At 49.7% G+C, this 17,638-nt stretch carries 13 protein-coding genes; 11 read left to right on the plus strand and 2 right to left on the minus strand.

The annotated features are described in order from the left end of the window. The first annotated feature begins 11 nt into the window (after positions 1-11). From ACLTOQ_RS09825 to ACLTOQ_RS09835, 3 genes are all read left to right on the plus strand, one after another. The gene (locus tag ACLTOQ_RS09825; protein WP_412287712.1) at positions 12-497 is read left to right on the plus strand and encodes a hypothetical protein; all 486 of its coding nucleotides are present in this window, start codon (positions 12-14) and stop codon (positions 495-497) included. Positions 498-710: 213 nt separating this feature from the next. Beyond that, positions 711-1,940 carry a class I SAM-dependent methyltransferase gene (locus tag ACLTOQ_RS09830; RefSeq protein WP_412319329.1) on the plus strand — a complete coding sequence of 410 codons (1,230 nt, stop codon included), beginning with the start codon at positions 711-713 and terminating at the stop codon, positions 1,938-1,940. Continuing rightward, positions 1,937-4,450, plus strand: a complete 2,514-nt coding sequence (locus tag ACLTOQ_RS09835; RefSeq protein WP_412287714.1) for a hypothetical protein — start codon at positions 1,937-1,939, stop codon at positions 4,448-4,450. Before ACLTOQ_RS09830 ends, ACLTOQ_RS09835 begins: the two co-directional genes overlap by 4 nt. 102 nt (positions 4,451-4,552) lie before the next feature. On the opposite strand, the gene ACLTOQ_RS09840 is transcribed toward ACLTOQ_RS09835, so the two are convergent. Then, positions 4,553-5,074 carry a QueT transporter family protein gene (locus ACLTOQ_RS09840; RefSeq protein WP_117962694.1) on the minus strand — a complete coding sequence of 174 codons (522 nt, stop codon included), beginning with the start codon at positions 5,072-5,074 and terminating at the stop codon, positions 4,553-4,555. A 728-nt stretch (positions 5,075-5,802) separates the two neighbouring features. On the opposite strand from ACLTOQ_RS09840, the gene ACLTOQ_RS09845 reads away from it, so the two are divergent. The 8 genes from ACLTOQ_RS09845 (at position 5,803) to ACLTOQ_RS09880 (ending at position 16,945) form a co-directional block, all read left to right on the plus strand. Next, the gene (locus ACLTOQ_RS09845; RefSeq protein ID WP_412288064.1) at positions 5,803-6,705 is read left to right on the plus strand and encodes an acyltransferase domain-containing protein; all 903 of its coding nucleotides are present in this window, start codon (positions 5,803-5,805) and stop codon (positions 6,703-6,705) included. A gap of 182 nt (positions 6,706-6,887) precedes the next feature. Beyond that, positions 6,888-9,374 carry a glycogen/starch/alpha-glucan phosphorylase gene (locus tag ACLTOQ_RS09850; RefSeq protein ID WP_349174796.1) on the plus strand — a complete coding sequence of 829 codons (2,487 nt, stop codon included), beginning with the start codon at positions 6,888-6,890 and terminating at the stop codon, positions 9,372-9,374. Between the two features lie 41 nt (positions 9,375-9,415). After that, positions 9,416-9,628 carry a hypothetical protein gene (locus ACLTOQ_RS09855; RefSeq protein WP_147365081.1) on the plus strand — a complete coding sequence of 71 codons (213 nt, stop codon included), beginning with the start codon at positions 9,416-9,418 and terminating at the stop codon, positions 9,626-9,628. A 328-nt stretch (positions 9,629-9,956) separates the two neighbouring features. Further along, the gene (locus ACLTOQ_RS09860; RefSeq protein WP_337598154.1) at positions 9,957-11,075 is read left to right on the plus strand and encodes an aminoglycoside phosphotransferase family protein; all 1,119 of its coding nucleotides are present in this window, start codon (positions 9,957-9,959) and stop codon (positions 11,073-11,075) included. Beyond that, positions 11,075-12,199 carry an anaerobic sulfatase maturase gene (locus ACLTOQ_RS09865; protein WP_412287735.1) on the plus strand — a complete coding sequence of 375 codons (1,125 nt, stop codon included), beginning with the start codon at positions 11,075-11,077 and terminating at the stop codon, positions 12,197-12,199. Before ACLTOQ_RS09860 ends, ACLTOQ_RS09865 begins: the two co-directional genes overlap by 1 nt. Positions 12,200-12,457: 258 nt before the next feature. Then, complete coding sequence (locus tag ACLTOQ_RS09870) at positions 12,458-14,752, plus strand: hydratase (RefSeq protein ID WP_117960536.1); 2,295 nt, start codon at positions 12,458-12,460, stop codon at positions 14,750-14,752. A gap of 82 nt (positions 14,753-14,834) precedes the next feature. Continuing rightward, complete coding sequence (locus ACLTOQ_RS09875) at positions 14,835-15,875, plus strand: SpoIID/LytB domain-containing protein (protein ID WP_412319330.1); 1,041 nt, start codon at positions 14,835-14,837, stop codon at positions 15,873-15,875. Between the two features lie 59 nt (positions 15,876-15,934). Next, positions 15,935-16,945, plus strand: coding sequence for a peptidoglycan DD-metalloendopeptidase family protein (locus ACLTOQ_RS09880; RefSeq protein ID WP_412319331.1), 1,011 nt, complete (start codon positions 15,935-15,937; stop codon positions 16,943-16,945). Between the two features lie 51 nt (positions 16,946-16,996). Here the strand turns inward: ACLTOQ_RS09880 and ACLTOQ_RS09885 are convergent, their stop codons facing one another. Then, complete coding sequence (locus ACLTOQ_RS09885; protein WP_021914213.1) at positions 16,997-17,629, minus strand: AAA family ATPase; 633 nt, start codon at positions 17,627-17,629, stop codon at positions 16,997-16,999. Between the last annotated feature and the right edge of the window lie 9 nt (positions 17,630-17,638).

Raw genomic sequence — 17,638 nt, forward strand, 5'->3', positions numbered from 1 at the left:
GGGGGATGCAGATGAACTATTACCCCAAAATACTTCCCTTTTATATGACCTATCCGATGCCTCTGATATGGGAGGAAGAGGATACGGTCATGCGCGATCTGGAATATCTGCAGGAGCTTTATCCGAGGCAGGCAAAAAAGTACCGCAAACGGATCGAAGAGCTGCTGGAACGGTTTGACAGTGAAGGCAGCGTCCTTTATGATGAATATCCGGACAGAATGACCCTGTATAAAATGGCGCAGGACATTTATGCGGTGCTGGAGCAGGAGGAAAAATGCGAGCAGGCAGAGGCTGCGGCAGTGGCGGCCGCGCCTGCGGACGGTGGAGAAGTGAGCACGACAGGCGATCGTATATCTGCAGGCGCTGCAATGAACTCTGCGGTCAGAACAGCGGAGGCTGCGCCGCTGCTTGGCCCTGAAAGCATGGAGCTGATTCAGGTTCTGCTCTACGGAGAAATTTTCAGACGCAGGCAGAAAAGGGGCTTTCGGAAATTTTAAGTTGTACAGAAGAGAATAAAGCTTTACAATAGAGCCGGAAGAAGATAATATGCTTCTTCCGGTTTTATTATCGTATAGGAAACTTCGTTTCCATACGATAATAAACGCTCTACGAGGATGCGCACTCGGCGCAAGGGTAGATGGTTGCTAAAGCAACCGCGCCTCGGCGCGAGAATGTGCCAAGGCACATTCTTTTTTTAGGGAGAAAAGAAGATGAACAAAGTAAGACAGCTGTTGGAAGAGAGCCTGACCGGCGGGCTTTACCAGATGACATTGAGTGGCGCCACCGGCGAAGCGACGGGGTGCAGCAAAAAGAAAATTCGCCCGGTTCTGTTAAAGGACAGGATTTTGTTTCAGATCACCGCATATCGCGGGACGCAGGTATTTCATGAAAATCACACGGCGGAGGAGACGGCAGCGATTCTGGAAGCCGATCTTTCGGGCAGCTTTAAACAGCTGCAGGTTGAGACAACCTCTTTTGAGGCGACGGTGCTGGTAAGCAAAAAAGGGAAAATGACGGTGCGCAAAAAGCAGCGCAGCGTTTCGGAAGATAACGTTAAGGTTTCGTTGTCCCACAACAGAAAGAAACGCTATATTCTGGAAGAAGGACGTCCGGTTCCCTTTCTGGTGGATCTGGGAGTGCAGACCAAAGAAGGAAAAGTGATAACGTCGCGGTACGATAAGTTCCGTCAGATCAACCGTTTTCTGGAGTTTATTGAGGACATCTGGCCACTCCTGCCCAAGGATCGTCCGGTGCATATTATTGACTTTGGCTGCGGTAAGTCTTATCTGACTTTTGCCATGTATTATTATCTGCATGAATTAAAGGGACTGACACTGGAAGTGACGGGACTTGATCTGAAAAAAGACGTGATCGTGCATTGCAACGAGCTGGCGAAGAAATATCATTATGAAGGGCTTTCGTTTTTGCATGGAGATATTGCAGATTATACGGGAACGGACAGCGCGGACATGGTTGTGACGCTGCACGCCTGCGACACGGCGACCGATTATGCCCTGTATAAGGCGATGAAATGGCATGCGGGTGTTATTTTATCCGTGCCCTGCTGTCAGCATGAGGTCAATAAGCAGATCGCATGTGAGCCGCTGGAGGGCGCGCTGAAATATGGTTTGATCAAAGAGCGGCTTTCGGCATTGTTTACAGATGCCCTGCGAGCCGATCTGCTGGAAGAAAATGGCTATGATACCCAGGTGTTGGAGTTTATCGATATGGAGCATACTCCTAAAAATATCCTGCTTCGTGCAGTGCGCAGAGTAGACGCAGGGATGGCGAATGGACAGAGCGGTTTGACGGAAGCAGAGCAGAAGTCCGGGCAGTGCAGCAAAGAACCGGGCTATAAAAAGCCGGATAGCAAAAGGCTGGCGGAAACCCTGCAGATCCATACGACGCTGCAGAAGCTTCTGGAAGGAGAGTTGGTTTGAAGAAAACGGTTATCAAGGGCATTGCCTTTGTTGTGATATTTGTGATTTCGCTGGTTGTGATCAGCATGGTCGCCAATCAGGGAAATGGGGATATGACTGCACCGATGCCGGCGGCCAGTCTGCCCACAATGGCAATTGTGGAAGACGGTCAGGAAATCAATCAGATGTACGGATACACAATGCAGATGGATACGGCGGATATGCGGGAAAGCATTACGCCGATCAAAACAGCGCGTCAGATCAGCGCAGTGGTGCACGGGTACGGTACGGAAATTGCGGGCGTTTCCTATGAACTGCGCAGCATCGACGGAAGCCGTCTGATTGAAAATACGGAGCTGACCGGGACGCAGGAGGGAGACGACCTGTATCTTTCCTTCCGGTTAAAGGATTTGATGAAAGAAGGCGAGGAATACAGCCTGATTTTTCTGGTGAATCTGGATGAAAGCAGACAGGTGCGTTATTATACGCGGGTCATCCAGGCGGATTATTACCTGACGGAAAAACTTGATTTCGTGACGTCTTTTTCGGATGCGACCTTTGATGCAGAGGTTTTTGCGGAAAAAGGCTATGCCAAAAAGCTGGAAACGAATTCAGATGGCGACAATTCCTCTTTTGCCCATGTGGGCATTCATTGTACGTCGTCCCAGGTAACCTGGGGAAGCCTGGATGTGACGCGGATAGAGAAGCCGCAGATCTGGGTAAAAGAAATCGCACCGCAGACAGCTTCCTTTGTTTTGAGCTATCCGGTGTCTTATACAGAGGGAGGCAGTCAGGTCAGCGCGTCCGTGACGGAGTATTACCGGGTGCGTTATACAGGGGACACAATGTACCTGCTGGATTATGAACGGACTGCCACACAGTATTTTACGGAAAAATCATCAAGATTTACGGAAAGCGGATTACAGCTTGGAATTACAGATAAAAATGTCGTCATGAAAGAAAGCGATGGCGGAAATGTATTTGCCTTTGTACAGGCTGGAGCGCTTTATGTATACAACAGTGCTGACAATCGCCTGGCGCGGCTGCATTCTTTCCGGGACGAGGACAACGACGATCTGCGGGCGCGCTATGAAAACCACAGCTATGAGGTTTTGCAGGTCGATGAAACCGGAAACGTGACGTTTCTGGTATACGGTTACATGAACCGCGGCCGTCACGAGGGCGAGTGTGGTGTTTCGGTCTGCTACTACAGCAGTACACTGAACGTGACAGAGGAAATGGTGTTTATTCCTTATAATAAAAGTGCCGGGCTGTTAAAAGCTGATCTGGAAACGCTTTCTTATGTAAATGGTAAAAACGACCTCTATCTGATGGTGGACGGCAATATCTGGCATATCGGGCTGGAGGACAAGTCCAGCGAAATCGTAGTTTCCGGGATTAGCACGGCTGGCTGCAGGGTTGCGGAAAACGACAGTATGCTGGTATGGCAGAAGGATCTGAAGGATTATGGCAGCACGCTGGAATTCATGAATTTAAACAGCGGAAAGCTGACGGAACTCAAGGCGGGCGAAGGCAATTTTATTCAGGCGCTCGGCTTTATGGGGGAAGACCTGATCTACGGAATTGCGTCTGCAGAGCAGGTGCAGGAGGATGCGGTTGGCAATCAGCTGTTCCCGATGCATCAGATCAGGATCCAGGATTTTGAGGGAAATATTTTAAAATCCTATGAGCAGGCAGGGGTTTATGTGACGGGCTGCCGGATTGAGGAAAACCAGATCAGTCTGGAGAGGATTTCCCTTGCGGACGGAAGGGTGACGGAGCTTTCGGAGGATCAGATTTTATATAATGATGAGATACCGGAGAGCAAAAATTATGCGGAGACAGCGTCCACGCAGGAGACAGAAAATATCGTACGAATTGTATTAAATTCCGTTCCGGATGCCAAAAAGGTCAAAATCCTCACTCCGAAGGAGGTCATCTTTGAAGGAAGCCGGGAAATTGTACTGAACGGGGAAGAGGATCAGAACCGTTATTATGTATATGGACAATATGGTGTGATCGGAATCGAAAAAGACCCTGCCGCAGCGGTGCGCAGAGCCTATGAAGCAGCTGGCGCGGTAACGGACGAGGCGGGCAGATATTTGAACAAACGCGACCGCCTGCACAGCTCGAACCAGATCATGGCGATTGATGGGGACTATGCGGACAATGAAAGAAGCAGCCTGGCGGTGTGCCTGGATACGATTTTCCAGTATGAGGGAATGGTGAAAAACAGCTCCTCGCTGCTGGCAGCCGGGCAGGACGTGCTGACGATTCTGGAAGAAAATTTAGACAATCGGACGGTGTTAAACCTCCAGGGCTGTACGTTGGATATGGTGTTATATTATCCTGACCGGGAAATCCCGGTGCTTGCAGTGATGCAGGACGGCAGTGCAGTGCTGGTGATCGGCTTCAACGAGCAGAATGTCGTTTTGATGGACCCGCTGACCGGAACTGTTTACAAAAAGGGCATGAACGACGCGCGGAGCATGTTTGAAGAAAACGGGAACCGGTTTATTGCATATTCATGACAATAGAATGCTCGCAGAGCGTGCATTCTATTGCAGGTAAAGAAAAAAGGTATCGTAACCTCCAAAAAGCGGAGGACGATACCTTTTTTGTGTTTTTGCCGTTTAAACGGGGAACAACTGGTTTTTGTATTTTTTCAGCGCAGCCAACAGAATCAGTCCGAAGATACCGCAGGAAATGATTTCCCCTGCCGTTACGGTAATCACGGAAAACCACATCGGAAGGATGCCGTAAGCGTATTTTAACACAGGCGGGATAATCACGGCGTTTGCCAGGATAGGCGGCAGAGGGGACAGCCAGGTGAAAAGCTTTTTCTGCTTTTCGTCCTTGCCGAGGGCTGCTTTTCCAAGCATCCATGTGCCGATTGCACCGATCAGGGTTGCGAGGGAACCAAAAATGATATCGGGCAGCATGGCACCGGTCACGAGGTTGGCGATCAGACAGCCGATAAAGAGTCCGGGAACTGCGGCGGGAGTCAGAAAGGGAAGGACGGTGAGGGCTTCCGAGAAGCGAACCTGAATGTTGCCGCTGGCGATGCCGAGGGCATTGGCGATCATCGTAAGAACGACGTAGAGGGCAGCAATCATCGCTGCCTGTGTGAGGTACAGAACATTTTTGTTTTTCATTTGTTTTCTCCTTTAGTTTTGTTTTACGAGTGGAAGGTCACGAACACTCGGTATGATTCATGACGACAGAATTTTGCAGAGCGCATATTCTGTTGTCATGCCTGTACAATCATATAGCAGGAAATGCAGATTGGCAAGCAGAAAATTACAGGTAAGGGTATTGAAGGGGGAAAAGTTACAGTTCACTCGCACCATTCGCAAAAGCGCATCTTCGATGCTTTCCGCTGCTTCGCAGCTCATTTTTACTCATAAAATGGTGCTCCCTTCGTGGTTTCTTGTGCACAGATTCTCATGCGAGCATGGAATCTGCGCACAAGAAACCACGAGTGAACTGTAATTAATATTTTCGATTCCCTTTTTCCTCAGTCTGTTATATGCTAAGAATATACTTTTTATTTCATAGGAAAATGCGTCCTATGAAATAAAAACGCCTCGTACGGATCGCACTGCAGCGGAATGGAAGAATGTCGCTTGCGCGACCCGCCGCAGGCGGAGAATCCTGCTTCGCAGGATTCTTTTTTATCGTATAGGAAACTTCGTTTCTATACGATAAAAACGCTCCGCGAGGATGCGCACTCGGCGCAAGGGTAGATGGTTGCCGAAGCAACCGCGCCTCGGCGCGAGAATGTGCCAGGGCACATTCTTTTTTACAGAAAAAGTGAATGCGACGGGGCATGCAGACAGGCTGTGGCAGCGCATTCGATCAAGGGAAAGGACAGGAAAAAAACATGAGGGATTATCAGACTTATATCGGGGAAATCTGTGATACACTTTTGTTTCCGGCAGAGGCGAAGGAGACAATGGAACAGGCGTGGGAGAAAATCTGCGCAAATGCGGCGGCAAAAGAAACGTTTCTGAAATGGCTGCTCGTATACGAGGCGGACGGCAAGCTGGATTATAAAGAGGTATTAAAGGCGGCAGACACTGCGGCAAAGGAAGCAGGGATTGCATCCTATACGGCGGATCTGTTGATTTATCTGCTGATGACGGCGCACTTAAAGGAGCGGTATCAGGAAAAAGGAATTTCAGAGCAGATCTGGCTGGATTCCTGTATGGATTTAAACTGGAAGCTGTATGAATGCCGCAAAATGTATGGAATCTGGGGAAGCTTTGTATCGTGGTGGTTTGACGGTTTTTTTGAGATGACACGGTTTGCACTGGGCAGACTGCAGTTTGAGCTGATGGATTTCCCGGAAAGCTATGAAAAGACCGGACATGTGCGCCCGGAAGGCATGACAAAGGTCATCAATATGCACATTCCGTCCTGTGGACCGTTGAAAAAAGAGGACTGCGAGGCATCGTTTCGGCAGGCGGCAGCGTTTTTTGCGGACGCGTTTCCGGGAGAGGAAATCGCCTTTTTCTGTGAATCGTGGCTGCTGTATCCGCGCCATCGCGAATTTTTAAGCCCGGATTCCGGAATTGTGCAGTTTATGTCCTTTTTTGACATTTACAAAACGGAAGAAGGGGATGGTGATCTGTGGAGAATTTACAACCGGGAATATGATGGAAACCCGGAAGCCCTGCCGGAGGAAACCACGATCCAGCGCGGCTACAAGAAACTGTTGCTTTCGGGCGGACATGCCGGATACGGAGAGGGAATTTTCTTCCGAAAAAAGAAAGAAATGCTGTAAACGGTGGTGCACAGGCACAGGGAAGGTTCGTGCATTGTAAAAAGTACGAAAACGGAAGAGGAAACAGTTGCGACACCCAAAAAGCATGGTATAATGAGAATATTGTGGCGTAAAGTGTTCTGCGGACAGCTGCAGAATACGGAAGAACAAAAAGCGCTTCATTGTACACAGGAGGAGAATTTATGTTGAAAAAAGCACCCATGAAGTTTGATAAAGAGCTTTTTAAGGGTACCGTACTGAACAATATCAAGACTCTTTACCGCAGAACGCTGGAAGAAGCTACCGAACAGCAGATTTTTCAGGCAGTATCCTATGCGATTAAGGACGTTGTTGTAGACAACTGGATGGCGACTCAGAAAGAGTACGAAAAAAAAGATCCGAAGATCGTCTACTATATGTCCATGGAGTTCCTGATGGGTCGTGCGCTGGGCAACAATCTGATTAACCTGCGCGCTTATAAAGAAGTGGCGGAGGCTCTGGACGAGCTTGGCGTAGATTTAAACCTTGTCGAGGATCAGGAGCCCGATCCCGCGCTGGGTAACGGCGGTCTGGGACGTCTGGCAGCATGCTTTTTGGATTCTCTTGCAACCTTAAACTATGCGGCATACGGCTGTGGTATCCGGTATCGTTACGGTATGTTCCGTCAGGAGATCCGCGATGGTTATCAGGTAGAAGTGCCGGACAACTGGCTGGCTGACGGCTATCCCTTTGAGCTGCGCCGTCCCGAGTATGCAAAAGAGGTAAAATTCGGCGGCTGGGTAAGCTCTTATGTGGATGAAAACGGCCGTACCATTTTCAAGCAGGAAGGCTATCAGTCCGTACAGGCTGTTCCTTACGATATGCCGATCGTCGGCTATGGCAACGGCATTGTCAACACCCTGAGAATCTGGGATGCGCAGCCGGTAGAGTGCTTCAGCCTGGATTCCTTTGACAAGGGAGATTATCAGAAAGCCGTAGAACAGGAAAACCTTGCACGCAATATCGTTGAGGTTCTGTATCCAAACGATAACCATTATGCAGGTAAGGAGCTGCGCTTAAAACAGCAGTATTTCTTTATTTCTGCATCTGTACAGGAAGCAGTAGACAAATATATGCGCACCCATACAGATCTGCATAAGTTCCATGAAAAGGTCGCATTCCAGTTAAATGATACTCATCCGACCGTTGCAGTAGCAGAGCTGATGCGTGTCCTGATGGATGACCATGATTTGTCCTGGGACGAAGCATGGGAAATCACCTGCAAGACCTGCGCATACACCAATCATACGATCATGTCCGAAGCGTTGGAAAAATGGCCTATCGAGCTGTTCTCCCGTCTGCTTCCCAGAATTTATCAGATCGTAGAAGAGATCAACAGAAGATTCGTTCTGCGCATTCAGCAGATGTATCCTGGCAATCAGGAGAAGATCCGCAAAATGGCGATCATCTACGACGGACAGGTTAAGATGGCGCATCTGGCAATCGTAGGCGGTCATTCCGTAAACGGCGTTGCACGCTTACACACTGAGATCCTGGAAAAACAGGAGCTGAGAGACTTCTACGAAATGATGCCGGAGAAGTTCAACAACAAGACAAACGGTATCACACAGAGAAGATTTTTACTGCATGCAAATCCGCTGCTGGCTGACTGGGTAACGGATCATGTCGGAGACGAGTGGATCACAGATCTGCCGGCACTTTCCAGGCTTCGCATTTATGCGGACGATGAAAAAGCTCAGCAGGAGTTCATGAACATCAAATATCAGAACAAGGTTCGCCTTGCAAAATATATCCGTGAGCACAACGGTATCGAAGTGGATCCAAGATCCATCTTTGACGTACAGGTAAAGCGTCTGCATGAGTACAAACGTCAGCTGATGAATATCCTGCACATCATGTACCTGTACAACGAGTTAAAGGATCATCCGGATATGGATTTCTATCCGAGAACCTTTATCTTCGGCGCAAAGGCTGCTGCAGGCTATAGAAATGCGAAGCTGACCATCAAGCTGATCAACAGCGTGGCGGACGTTATCAACAACGATCCGGTTGTAGATGGCAGAATCAAGGTTGTCTTCATCGAAAACTACCGCGTATCCAATGCGGAGTGGATTTTCGCAGCGGCAGATGTATCTGAGCAGATTTCCACCGCCAGCAAGGAAGCTTCCGGTACCGGCAACATGAAGTTCATGTTAAACGGTGCGCTGACCCTGGGCACGATGGACGGTGCGAACGTCGAGATCGTAGAAGAGGTCGGCAAGGAAAATGCCTTCATCTTCGGCCTGAGCGCAGAGCAGGTTATCCAGTACGAAAACTACGGCGGCTACAACCCGATGGATATCTTCAACAACGATCAGGATATCCGCCGCGTGCTGATGCAGCTGATCAACGGAACCTATTCCCCTCAGGATTCCGAGCTGTTCAGACCGCTGTATAACTCCCTGTTAAATACGCAGGACACTGCGAAGGCAGATACTTACTTCATTCTGGCGGACTTCAAGTCCTATGCAGAAGCACAGCGCCGCGTAGAAGCAGCTTATAAGGATGAGAAGAACTGGGCAAAGAGCGCGCTCTTAAATGTAGCGTGCGCAGGCAAGTTCAGCTCTGACCGTACGATCGAAGAGTACGAGCGCGATATCTGGCATCAGGAAAAAGTGATTCTTCCGAGCAAGCCGGAACTGTCGAAATAAACAGAATAATAAAGTAAACCACGTTTTTAACGGAGTATAGTGTGAAAAATAAGCGTGATCGCTTATTTTTCACACAGCTATTTGTGCCGCAGGCGTCACAAAGTAGCTATGATCGCAGAGCCGAACTGGACGTTCGCCTCGCGATTCCTTCGGCGCAAAGCGCCTGCGGAATGGAGATTTTTACGAAAAACGGCATGGCAGTTTCTGCTATGCCGTTTTTTTATCGTATAGGAAACTTCGTTTCTATACGATAAAAACGCTCCGCGAGGATCGCACTGCGGCGGAATGGAAGAATGTCGCTTGCGCGACCCGCCGCAGGCGGAGAATCCTGCTTTGCAGGATCCTTTTTCATAAAAGGTACCTCTTGTGGGAAAGCAATGTACAAACGATGTAAAATGTTGTAAAATTATGAGCACAAGAGAAAAACAAGCGACGCCGAAGGCGGCATTTGTTTTTCTTGTGCCATTAGAGAACGAGCAGCCTGCGCAGCAGGCGGTAAAGCGCGTCAGCGCGGGCTCGTGATATAATGTGATAAGTTACAAAAGGAGACGGACAGGAGAGTTATACGGAGGGTGAAATACAATGGAGCACTTGAATAAGAAAGAAGAGATCTGCCGGAAAGTGGCGGAGAACTTTCGGTTTGCAGGGAAAATTACAAAGATGAGTCCCTATGGCAGCGGTCATATCAACGATACGTTTATGCTGACCTGTGAGCTTGAGGACGGCAGCAACAAGCATTATATTTTGCAGCGCATGAATGACGATATTTTCCGGAATCCGAAGGAACTGATGGAAAATGTTGTAAATGTTACAACGTTCTTACGGAAAAAAATTATTGCAGCCGGCGGCGATCCGGAGCGTGAGACACTTAACATTATCCTGACAAAGGATGGCGCGAACTATTTACAGGATGAAACAGGTGATTATTGGAGAAGCTATGTATTCATTGATGATGCGACCTGCTTTGATCTGGTAGAAAAGCCGGAGGATTTTTACAACAGCGCGGTTGCATTCGGACATTTTCAGCAGCTGCTGGCAGATTATCCGGCAGCAACCCTGCATGAGACGATCAAAAACTTCCACAATACGGTAGACCGTTTTCACAACTTCTTAAAAGCAGTAGAGGAAGACGTAGTCGGACGTGCAAAGGACGTGCAGGCAGAGATCGAATTTGTCAAAGCGAGAGAGGCAGACTGCCATATCATCTGCGATGCGCTGGCAAACGGAGAGATCCCGCTGCGTGTTACCCACAATGATACCAAGTTAAACAATGTTATGATTGACAATAAGACCGGCAAAGGTCTTTGTGTCATCGATCTGGATACTGTTATGCCGGGAAGTGCGCTGTACGATTACGGCGATTCGATCCGTTTCGGCGCAAGCACTGCTGCAGAGGACGAGCAGAACCTGGATCTGGTATCCTGTGATATGAACTTATTTGAAATTTATACCAAAGGCTACACGGAAGGCTGTGCAGGCAGCCTGACGGAGAAAGAAATTCGCCTGATGCCGATGGGCGCGAAGCTGATGACGCTGGAATGCGGTATGCGTTTCCTGACGGATCATCTGCAGAACGATATTTATTTCAAGATCCACCGTGAGAACCATAACCTCGACCGTGCAAGAACACAGTTCAAGCTCGTTGCGGATATGGAAGCAAAATGGGATCAGATGAATGCGATTGTGGAGAAATATCTCTGATGCCTGCGATTCATGTGATGATGAAGCCCGCATCCGGCCTGTGCAACATGCGTTGTCAATATTGTTTTTATGCGGACGAAATGGAAAAGCGCAGCCAGGCTTCTTATGGCATTATGAGCTTTGCCACGCTGGAAAACGTGATCAGACGGACACTGGAATTTGCAGAAGGCTCCTGTACGATCGCGTTCCAGGGCGGGGAACCGACGCTGGCAGGGCTGGATTTTTTCCGGGAATGTATTCGTCTGGAACAAAAATATAATACCAAAAATGTTACGATTTCCCACGCATTGCAGACGAACGGCTATGCGCTGAATGAGGAATGGTGTCAGTTTTTTGCAAAAAATCATTTTCTGATCGGTCTTTCTGTGGATGGAATCAAGGCGACGCATGATCTGTACCGGAAGGATGCTGTAGGAAAAGACACCTATTTCCGCGTTTTGGAATCAGCGAAGCTTTTGGAAGCTGCCGGTGTGGAATTTAACGTGCTGATGGTGGTAAACGGCAAGACGGCGCCGAAGATTCGCCGGATTTATGAAAATTTCCGGAAGCTGGGATTTTCGTGGCAGCAGTATATCGCCTGTCTCGATCCCATCAGCGAACGCCAGGGGCAGGAGGAATATTCTCTTTCCCCGGAGATGTACGGAAGGTTTCTGATCGAGCTGTTCGAACTGTGGGATCTGGATTTACGGCAGGGAAAACAGCCCTATATCCGCCAGTTTGAAAATTATGTCGGGATTTTACTGGGACAGTTCCCGGAATCGTGCGAGCAGCGGGGCGTCTGCAGCTTCCAGAATATCGTGGAGGCGGACGGCAGCGTGTATCCGTGTGACTTTTATGTACTCGACGAGTATCGGATCGGAAATTTAAATGAGGATTCGTTTGAAACGATTCATGAGAGACGATTAAAGCAGGGATTTGTGGAAGCTTCCTGCAATCATACAGAAGAATGCCGCGCCTGTCCTTATTTCATGATCTGCCGGGGCGGCTGCAGGCGGCACCGGGAGCAGCCGGGAAGCAGACCGGGAGAAAATTACTTCTGCCAGTCCTATCGGATGTTTTTTGATGCATGCCTGCCGAGACTGCAGGAGATCGCGGCAGCGATCCGCTCGCAGGGGCGTGTGTAAGTGACACACCCTTCGCAGATTGTTACAGTTCACACGCGCCATTCGCAAAAGCGCGTCTTCGACGCTCTCCGCTGCTTCGCAGCTCATTTTTGCTCATAAAGTGGCGCTCCCTCCGTACCTTTTTGTAAGCAGATTTTCATGCGAGCATGAAATCTGCTTACAAAAAGGTACGAGTGAACTGGAAACATAAAAGGCTTGCAAGTGCAGCCTTTTTTCGTTATACTACTTTAGTATAGCAAAGTGAAAAAGGAGGTTCCTATGGTTACATTGGCAAACGGCGGCGCCTGGCTGGTAAACGGCGCTGAAATCATAGCGGACGGTCCCAAGGCGCAGGCAGAGCTTGCGGCAAAGACCGGACGGACAGTATCCAAAGAAGAAGCAAAGAAGCAGACCATTGCGTACGGAATTTTAGAGAATCACAATACTTCCGGCAACATGGAAAAGCTGAAAATTAAATTTGATAAGCTGACAAGCCATGATATTACCTTTGTCGGAATTATTCAGACCGCGCGCGCATCGGGGTTGACGAAGTTCCCGATTCCTTATGTTCTGACCAACTGCCACAACTCCCTGTGTGCGGTCGGCGGAACGATCAATGAGGACGATCATTTATTCGGACTGACTTGTGCAAAGAAATACGGCGGCGTTTATGTACCTCCTCATCAGGCGGTTATCCACCAGTTTGCAAGAGAAATGCTCGCAGGCGGCGGCAAGATGATCCTTGGCTCTGATTCCCACACCCGTTATGGTGCGCTGGGAACGATGGCGATGGGCGAGGGCGGTCCGGAGCTGGTAAAGCAGCTGTTGAACCAGACCTATGATATCCGTATGCCTGAGGTTGTCGGCGTTTATCTGACCGGCAAGCCGGAAAAAGGCGTTGGTCCGCAGGACGTTGCTCTGGCGATTATCGGCGCTGTTTTTGCAAACGGTTATGTAAAAAATAAAGTGATGGAGTTTGTTGGCCCCGGCGTTGCAAATTTAAGTGCGGATTTCAGAATCGGCATCGACGTTATGACGACAGAGACAACATGTCTTTCTTCCATCTGGCAGACAGATGACCAGATCCGCGAATTTTATGAAATTCACGGAAGAGAGGCAGAGTATAAAGAGTTGGCACCCGGACAGACGGCGTACTATGACGGCCTGATTGAGGTTGATTTATCAAAGGTAAAGCCGATGATTGCAATGCCGTTCCATCCGAGCAATACCTATACGATTGAAGAGCTGAATGCGAACCTGACAGATATCCTTGCAGATGTAGAGAAAAAGGCTGCAGTCAGTCTGGATAATGCGGTACCTTACAGCTTGAAGGATAAAGTGCGTGACGGCAGATTTTATGTGGATCAGGGAATCATTGCAGGCTGCGCAGGCGGCGGCTTTGAAAATATCTGTGCGGCCGCGGACATTTTAAAGGGCAGCTATATCGGAAATCAGGAGTTTACATTGAGTGTGTATCCGGCTTCCATGCCGATTTATATGGAACTGATTAAAAATGGCTGTGCGGCGACGATTCTGGAAACGGGAGCTGTTATGAAGACTGCGTTCTGCGGTCCTTGCTTCGGTGCTGGCGATACGCCTGCAAACAATGCGTTCTCGATCCGTCATTCTACAAGAAACTTCCCGAACCGCGAAGGCTCCAAGCTGCAGAACGGCCAGATTGCTTCGGTAGCTCTGATGGATGCCCGTTCGATTGCGGCGACTGCGGCAAATCAGGGACGCCTGACAGCGGCGACTGAATTCGACGGACCCATCGGCAAATATCAGTATCATTTTGATTCGAAGATTTATCAGAATCGCGTATTTGATTCCCATGGTGTGGCAGATCCCTCTGTGGAAATCCATTTCGGTCCTAATATCAAGGACTGGCCGACGATGTGCGCGCTTCCGGAAAATCTGGTGCTGCAGGTCGTTTCCGAGATTCACGATCCGGTTACGACGACAGACGAGCTGATTCCGTCCGGAGAGACAAGCTCTTACCGCTCCAATCCTCTTGGACTGGCAGAGTTTACCCTGTCCCGCAAGGATCCTGCCTATGTCGGACTGGCAAAGGAAATCCACAAGGCGCAGGAAGCTTTGATGGATGGCAAGGATCCAGTGACTGTAAAACCGGAGCTGGCAGAAATTATGGATGAAATCCATGTGCAGTTCCCGCAGGCTGCAAACGACAACATCGGGTTCGGTTCCACGATTTTCGCAGTAAAGCCCGGAGATGGTTCTGCGAGAGAGCAGGCTGCAAGCTGCCAGAAGGTGCTGGGCGGTTGGGCAAATATTGCAAACGAATATGCGACCAAACGTTATCGTTCCAATCTGATCAACTGGGGCATGCTTCCGTTCGTCATTCCGGACGGAGATCTTCCGTTTACCAACCATGATTACCTCTTCTTCCCCGGCATCCGCAAGGCGGTAGAGGAAAAGGCTGCAGAAATTACAGGATATGTGGTAGATGCAAACGGCTTGAAGCCGTTTACCGTAACCCTCGGTGAGCTGACCGATGAAGAGCGCCAGATCATCCTGAAAGGATGTCTGATTAACTATAACCGCGTGGAAAAATAATACGCGGGGAGCTTTCTGCATAGAAGCGTGCGTCTCTGCATAGACTGCCGTATAGGAAAATACCGGCAGCAGCGGAGGGTTCATGATGCAGGAAACAATGGAAAAAAGAGCAAACAGAACCGTAGGAAAGAGCCGTCAAAAGGACTTTTTTGCGGTTCTTCTTTTTTTCTTTCTGCTGCCGTATACCTGCAGCAGTGTAGTGCGGACAGGGCAGGAAAAAACGGTGGAAACCATTGTGCCCGTATCCGGCAGGACAGTCCGGATGCAAAGTGGAAGCGACGTCCGAACGATGACGGAGGAAGCGTTTCTGATCGGCGCGCTGGCGGCGGTGATTCCTGCAGAATATGAACCGGAAGCGCTCAAAGCCCAGGCGGTGATTCTGCGCAGCAGCTGCGTCGCGGGAGGGCATCTGGAGGGGACCGTGTTGGAGAATGGCACGACCGGAGCAGCGCAGGAGAGCATCTCTCAAAGTAGTGTGAGCGCCGTTGAGCCGCGGATTATCGACAGTAATAGCGGTTTTTCGTACCTGGACAAGGCGCAGCGCAAGCGTCTGTGGGGCGAGCAGGCAGACGTGTTGGAGGAGCGCTGCAGGGAGGCGGTGCGCGCTTCTTCGGGCTATGTTCTCGAATGGCAGGGAGCGGCTGTCAGCGCGCCTTTTTTTCGCCTGAGCGCAGGGCGGACAAGGAGCGGGACAGAGCTTTTCGGACAGGAGTCGGACTGGTGCAAAAGCATCGCCTGTCCGGTAGATGAGGCTGCAGAAGATTTTTTACAGGAAAAGAGCATGAAAACAGAGCGGTTTTTCGGGATGCTGGAGGCAGAAGGCGTATCAGTGGAAAAGGATGCCCCAAAGCTTGTACTGACGCGGGACAGCGCCGGATACGTATTAAATGTCCGCGCGGGACGGTCATCCATAGAGGGAGAACGGTTTCGGCAGCTGTTTGAGCTTCCGTCGTCGTGTTTTTTCCTGGAAGAACAGGGCGGGAAAATGGTGATTACGACAAAGGGAATCGGGCACGGGATCGGATTGGATCAATATTATGCCAATGCGCTTGCGAAGCAGGGAGCTTCCGCAGAAGAAATTTTGGAGCTGTTTTTCCCGGGACTTTTGAAAAAATCGGAATAAAACGGTTGAATTGCGCTCAAACTAAGCCTGAACACAGGAAACAGGAAAGGATGAGCGTGATGAGAAGAAAAAGAACAGGCGGAAAAAACAGCGCATACCGCAGAGAAAAAGCGATCATAACAGCTTCGGTTGTTCTGGTGCTGGCGGCGATGACAGTGACGGGCATTTCTGTGTACCGCAATCATCAGAAAAGCCAGGAAGAAGAACAGCATATTGTAGATTTCTCCAAATTGGAGGAAGAGACGCAAAGTCCTGTGGCACAGGCACAGAATCAGTCTGCACAGAATGTGACCGGCAGTGATAAAGACAGTGGGGAGCTGGATTATGACCCCTATTATGCGCAGAAGGATAAAGATCTGAGTGCGCCTGCAAAAACAGGCGGGGAATCGGGCGCAGGAGCAGCTGGAGAACAGGAAACGGGAAGTCAGCCGACGGAGGAGCCCAAAAATCGCAACATCGGCTATGCAGAGTATCGAAACGAAGCGTACAACAGCGACGGAAGTTCGAGCGAACTGGCATCTGGCGGCGGTCAGGCGGATGCGGCAGACACTGACAAAAAAGCGAACGGAACAACCGCGAGTCAGGATGCAGCCGACAATCAGGACGAGGCGCTTACAGCGTCTGCGAATATCGCAGTGCAGGAGAGCCAGCTGTCCTTTGGAGAAAGCAGTAAGCTGGCATGGCCGATTGCAGGCAACGTTCTGTTAAATTACAGCATGGACAAGACAATTTATTTTCCGACGCTGCAGCAGTACAAATATAATCCGTCGATTGTAATCAGCGCAGCAGAAGGAACAGGCGTGGCATGCGCAGCAGATGGAATTGTGGAATCTGTGTATGAGGATGCGCAGACCGGACAGACTGTTGTGATGCGTCTTGGAGGTGGATACGAGCTGACCTATGGACAGCTGCAGGAAGTGACTGTGGAAGAGGGAGACTATGTGGAAACCGGCGCGGTGATCGGACATGTGGCGGAGCCGACAAAATATTACTCGGTAGAGGGCTCCAATGTTTATTTTAAACTGACAAAGGACGGGGAAGCGGTCAATCCGCTGGATTATCTGGGATAAAAATTCCCGGTAGCCCGGTTCCAAAAAGGAGCCTGACTGCCGGGAATTGTATTACATAGTTTTGTCGAACTTTTTACGTACTTCGATATAGGAAAGTATCGCCTCTACTGTGCCATCAAAGCCGAGACGGGAGCTGTCCAGAGACAGGTCGTAATTCTGGGCGTTTTTCCATTCCTGGCCGGTGTAATACTTGTAGTAGTGGGCACGGTATTCGTCGGTCTGAGCGATGAGCTTCTGAACGTCAGAAACAGAAAGACTGTTGACCTTCATTGCTTCCTGCAGACAAAAATCTTCGGGCGCGTGGACAAAGACACGGACAACGCCTGGAACATCTGCAAGGATATGGTCGGCGCAGCGTCCGATGATAACGCAGGAGCTTTCCTCTGCGAGCTGGCGGATGATTTTTGCCTGATAGCGAAAAAGGTTGTCATCCTTTGTAAAACCTGCGCTTTCCGGGGAAAGCGGGGAGGCATTTTTGAAGCCGCCGGTAAGGAACGCACGCAGAGAGCCGTGCTTTTTTTTCTCATCCTGGAACAGAGTGGGATGAATGCCGCTTTCTTCGGAAGCGAGCGAAATAATCTCCCTGTCGTAGCAGGGAATGTCCAGACGTTTTGCCAGCATTTTGCCGACGGTACGTCCGCCGCTGCCGTACTGACGGGCGATGGTAATTACTGTGTTTGACATAATTGTTTC

It is taken from the genome of Gallintestinimicrobium sp. (assembly GCF_046968865.1).
Taxonomy (GTDB): domain Bacteria; phylum Bacillota; class Clostridia; order Lachnospirales; family Lachnospiraceae; genus Gallintestinimicrobium; species Gallintestinimicrobium propionicum.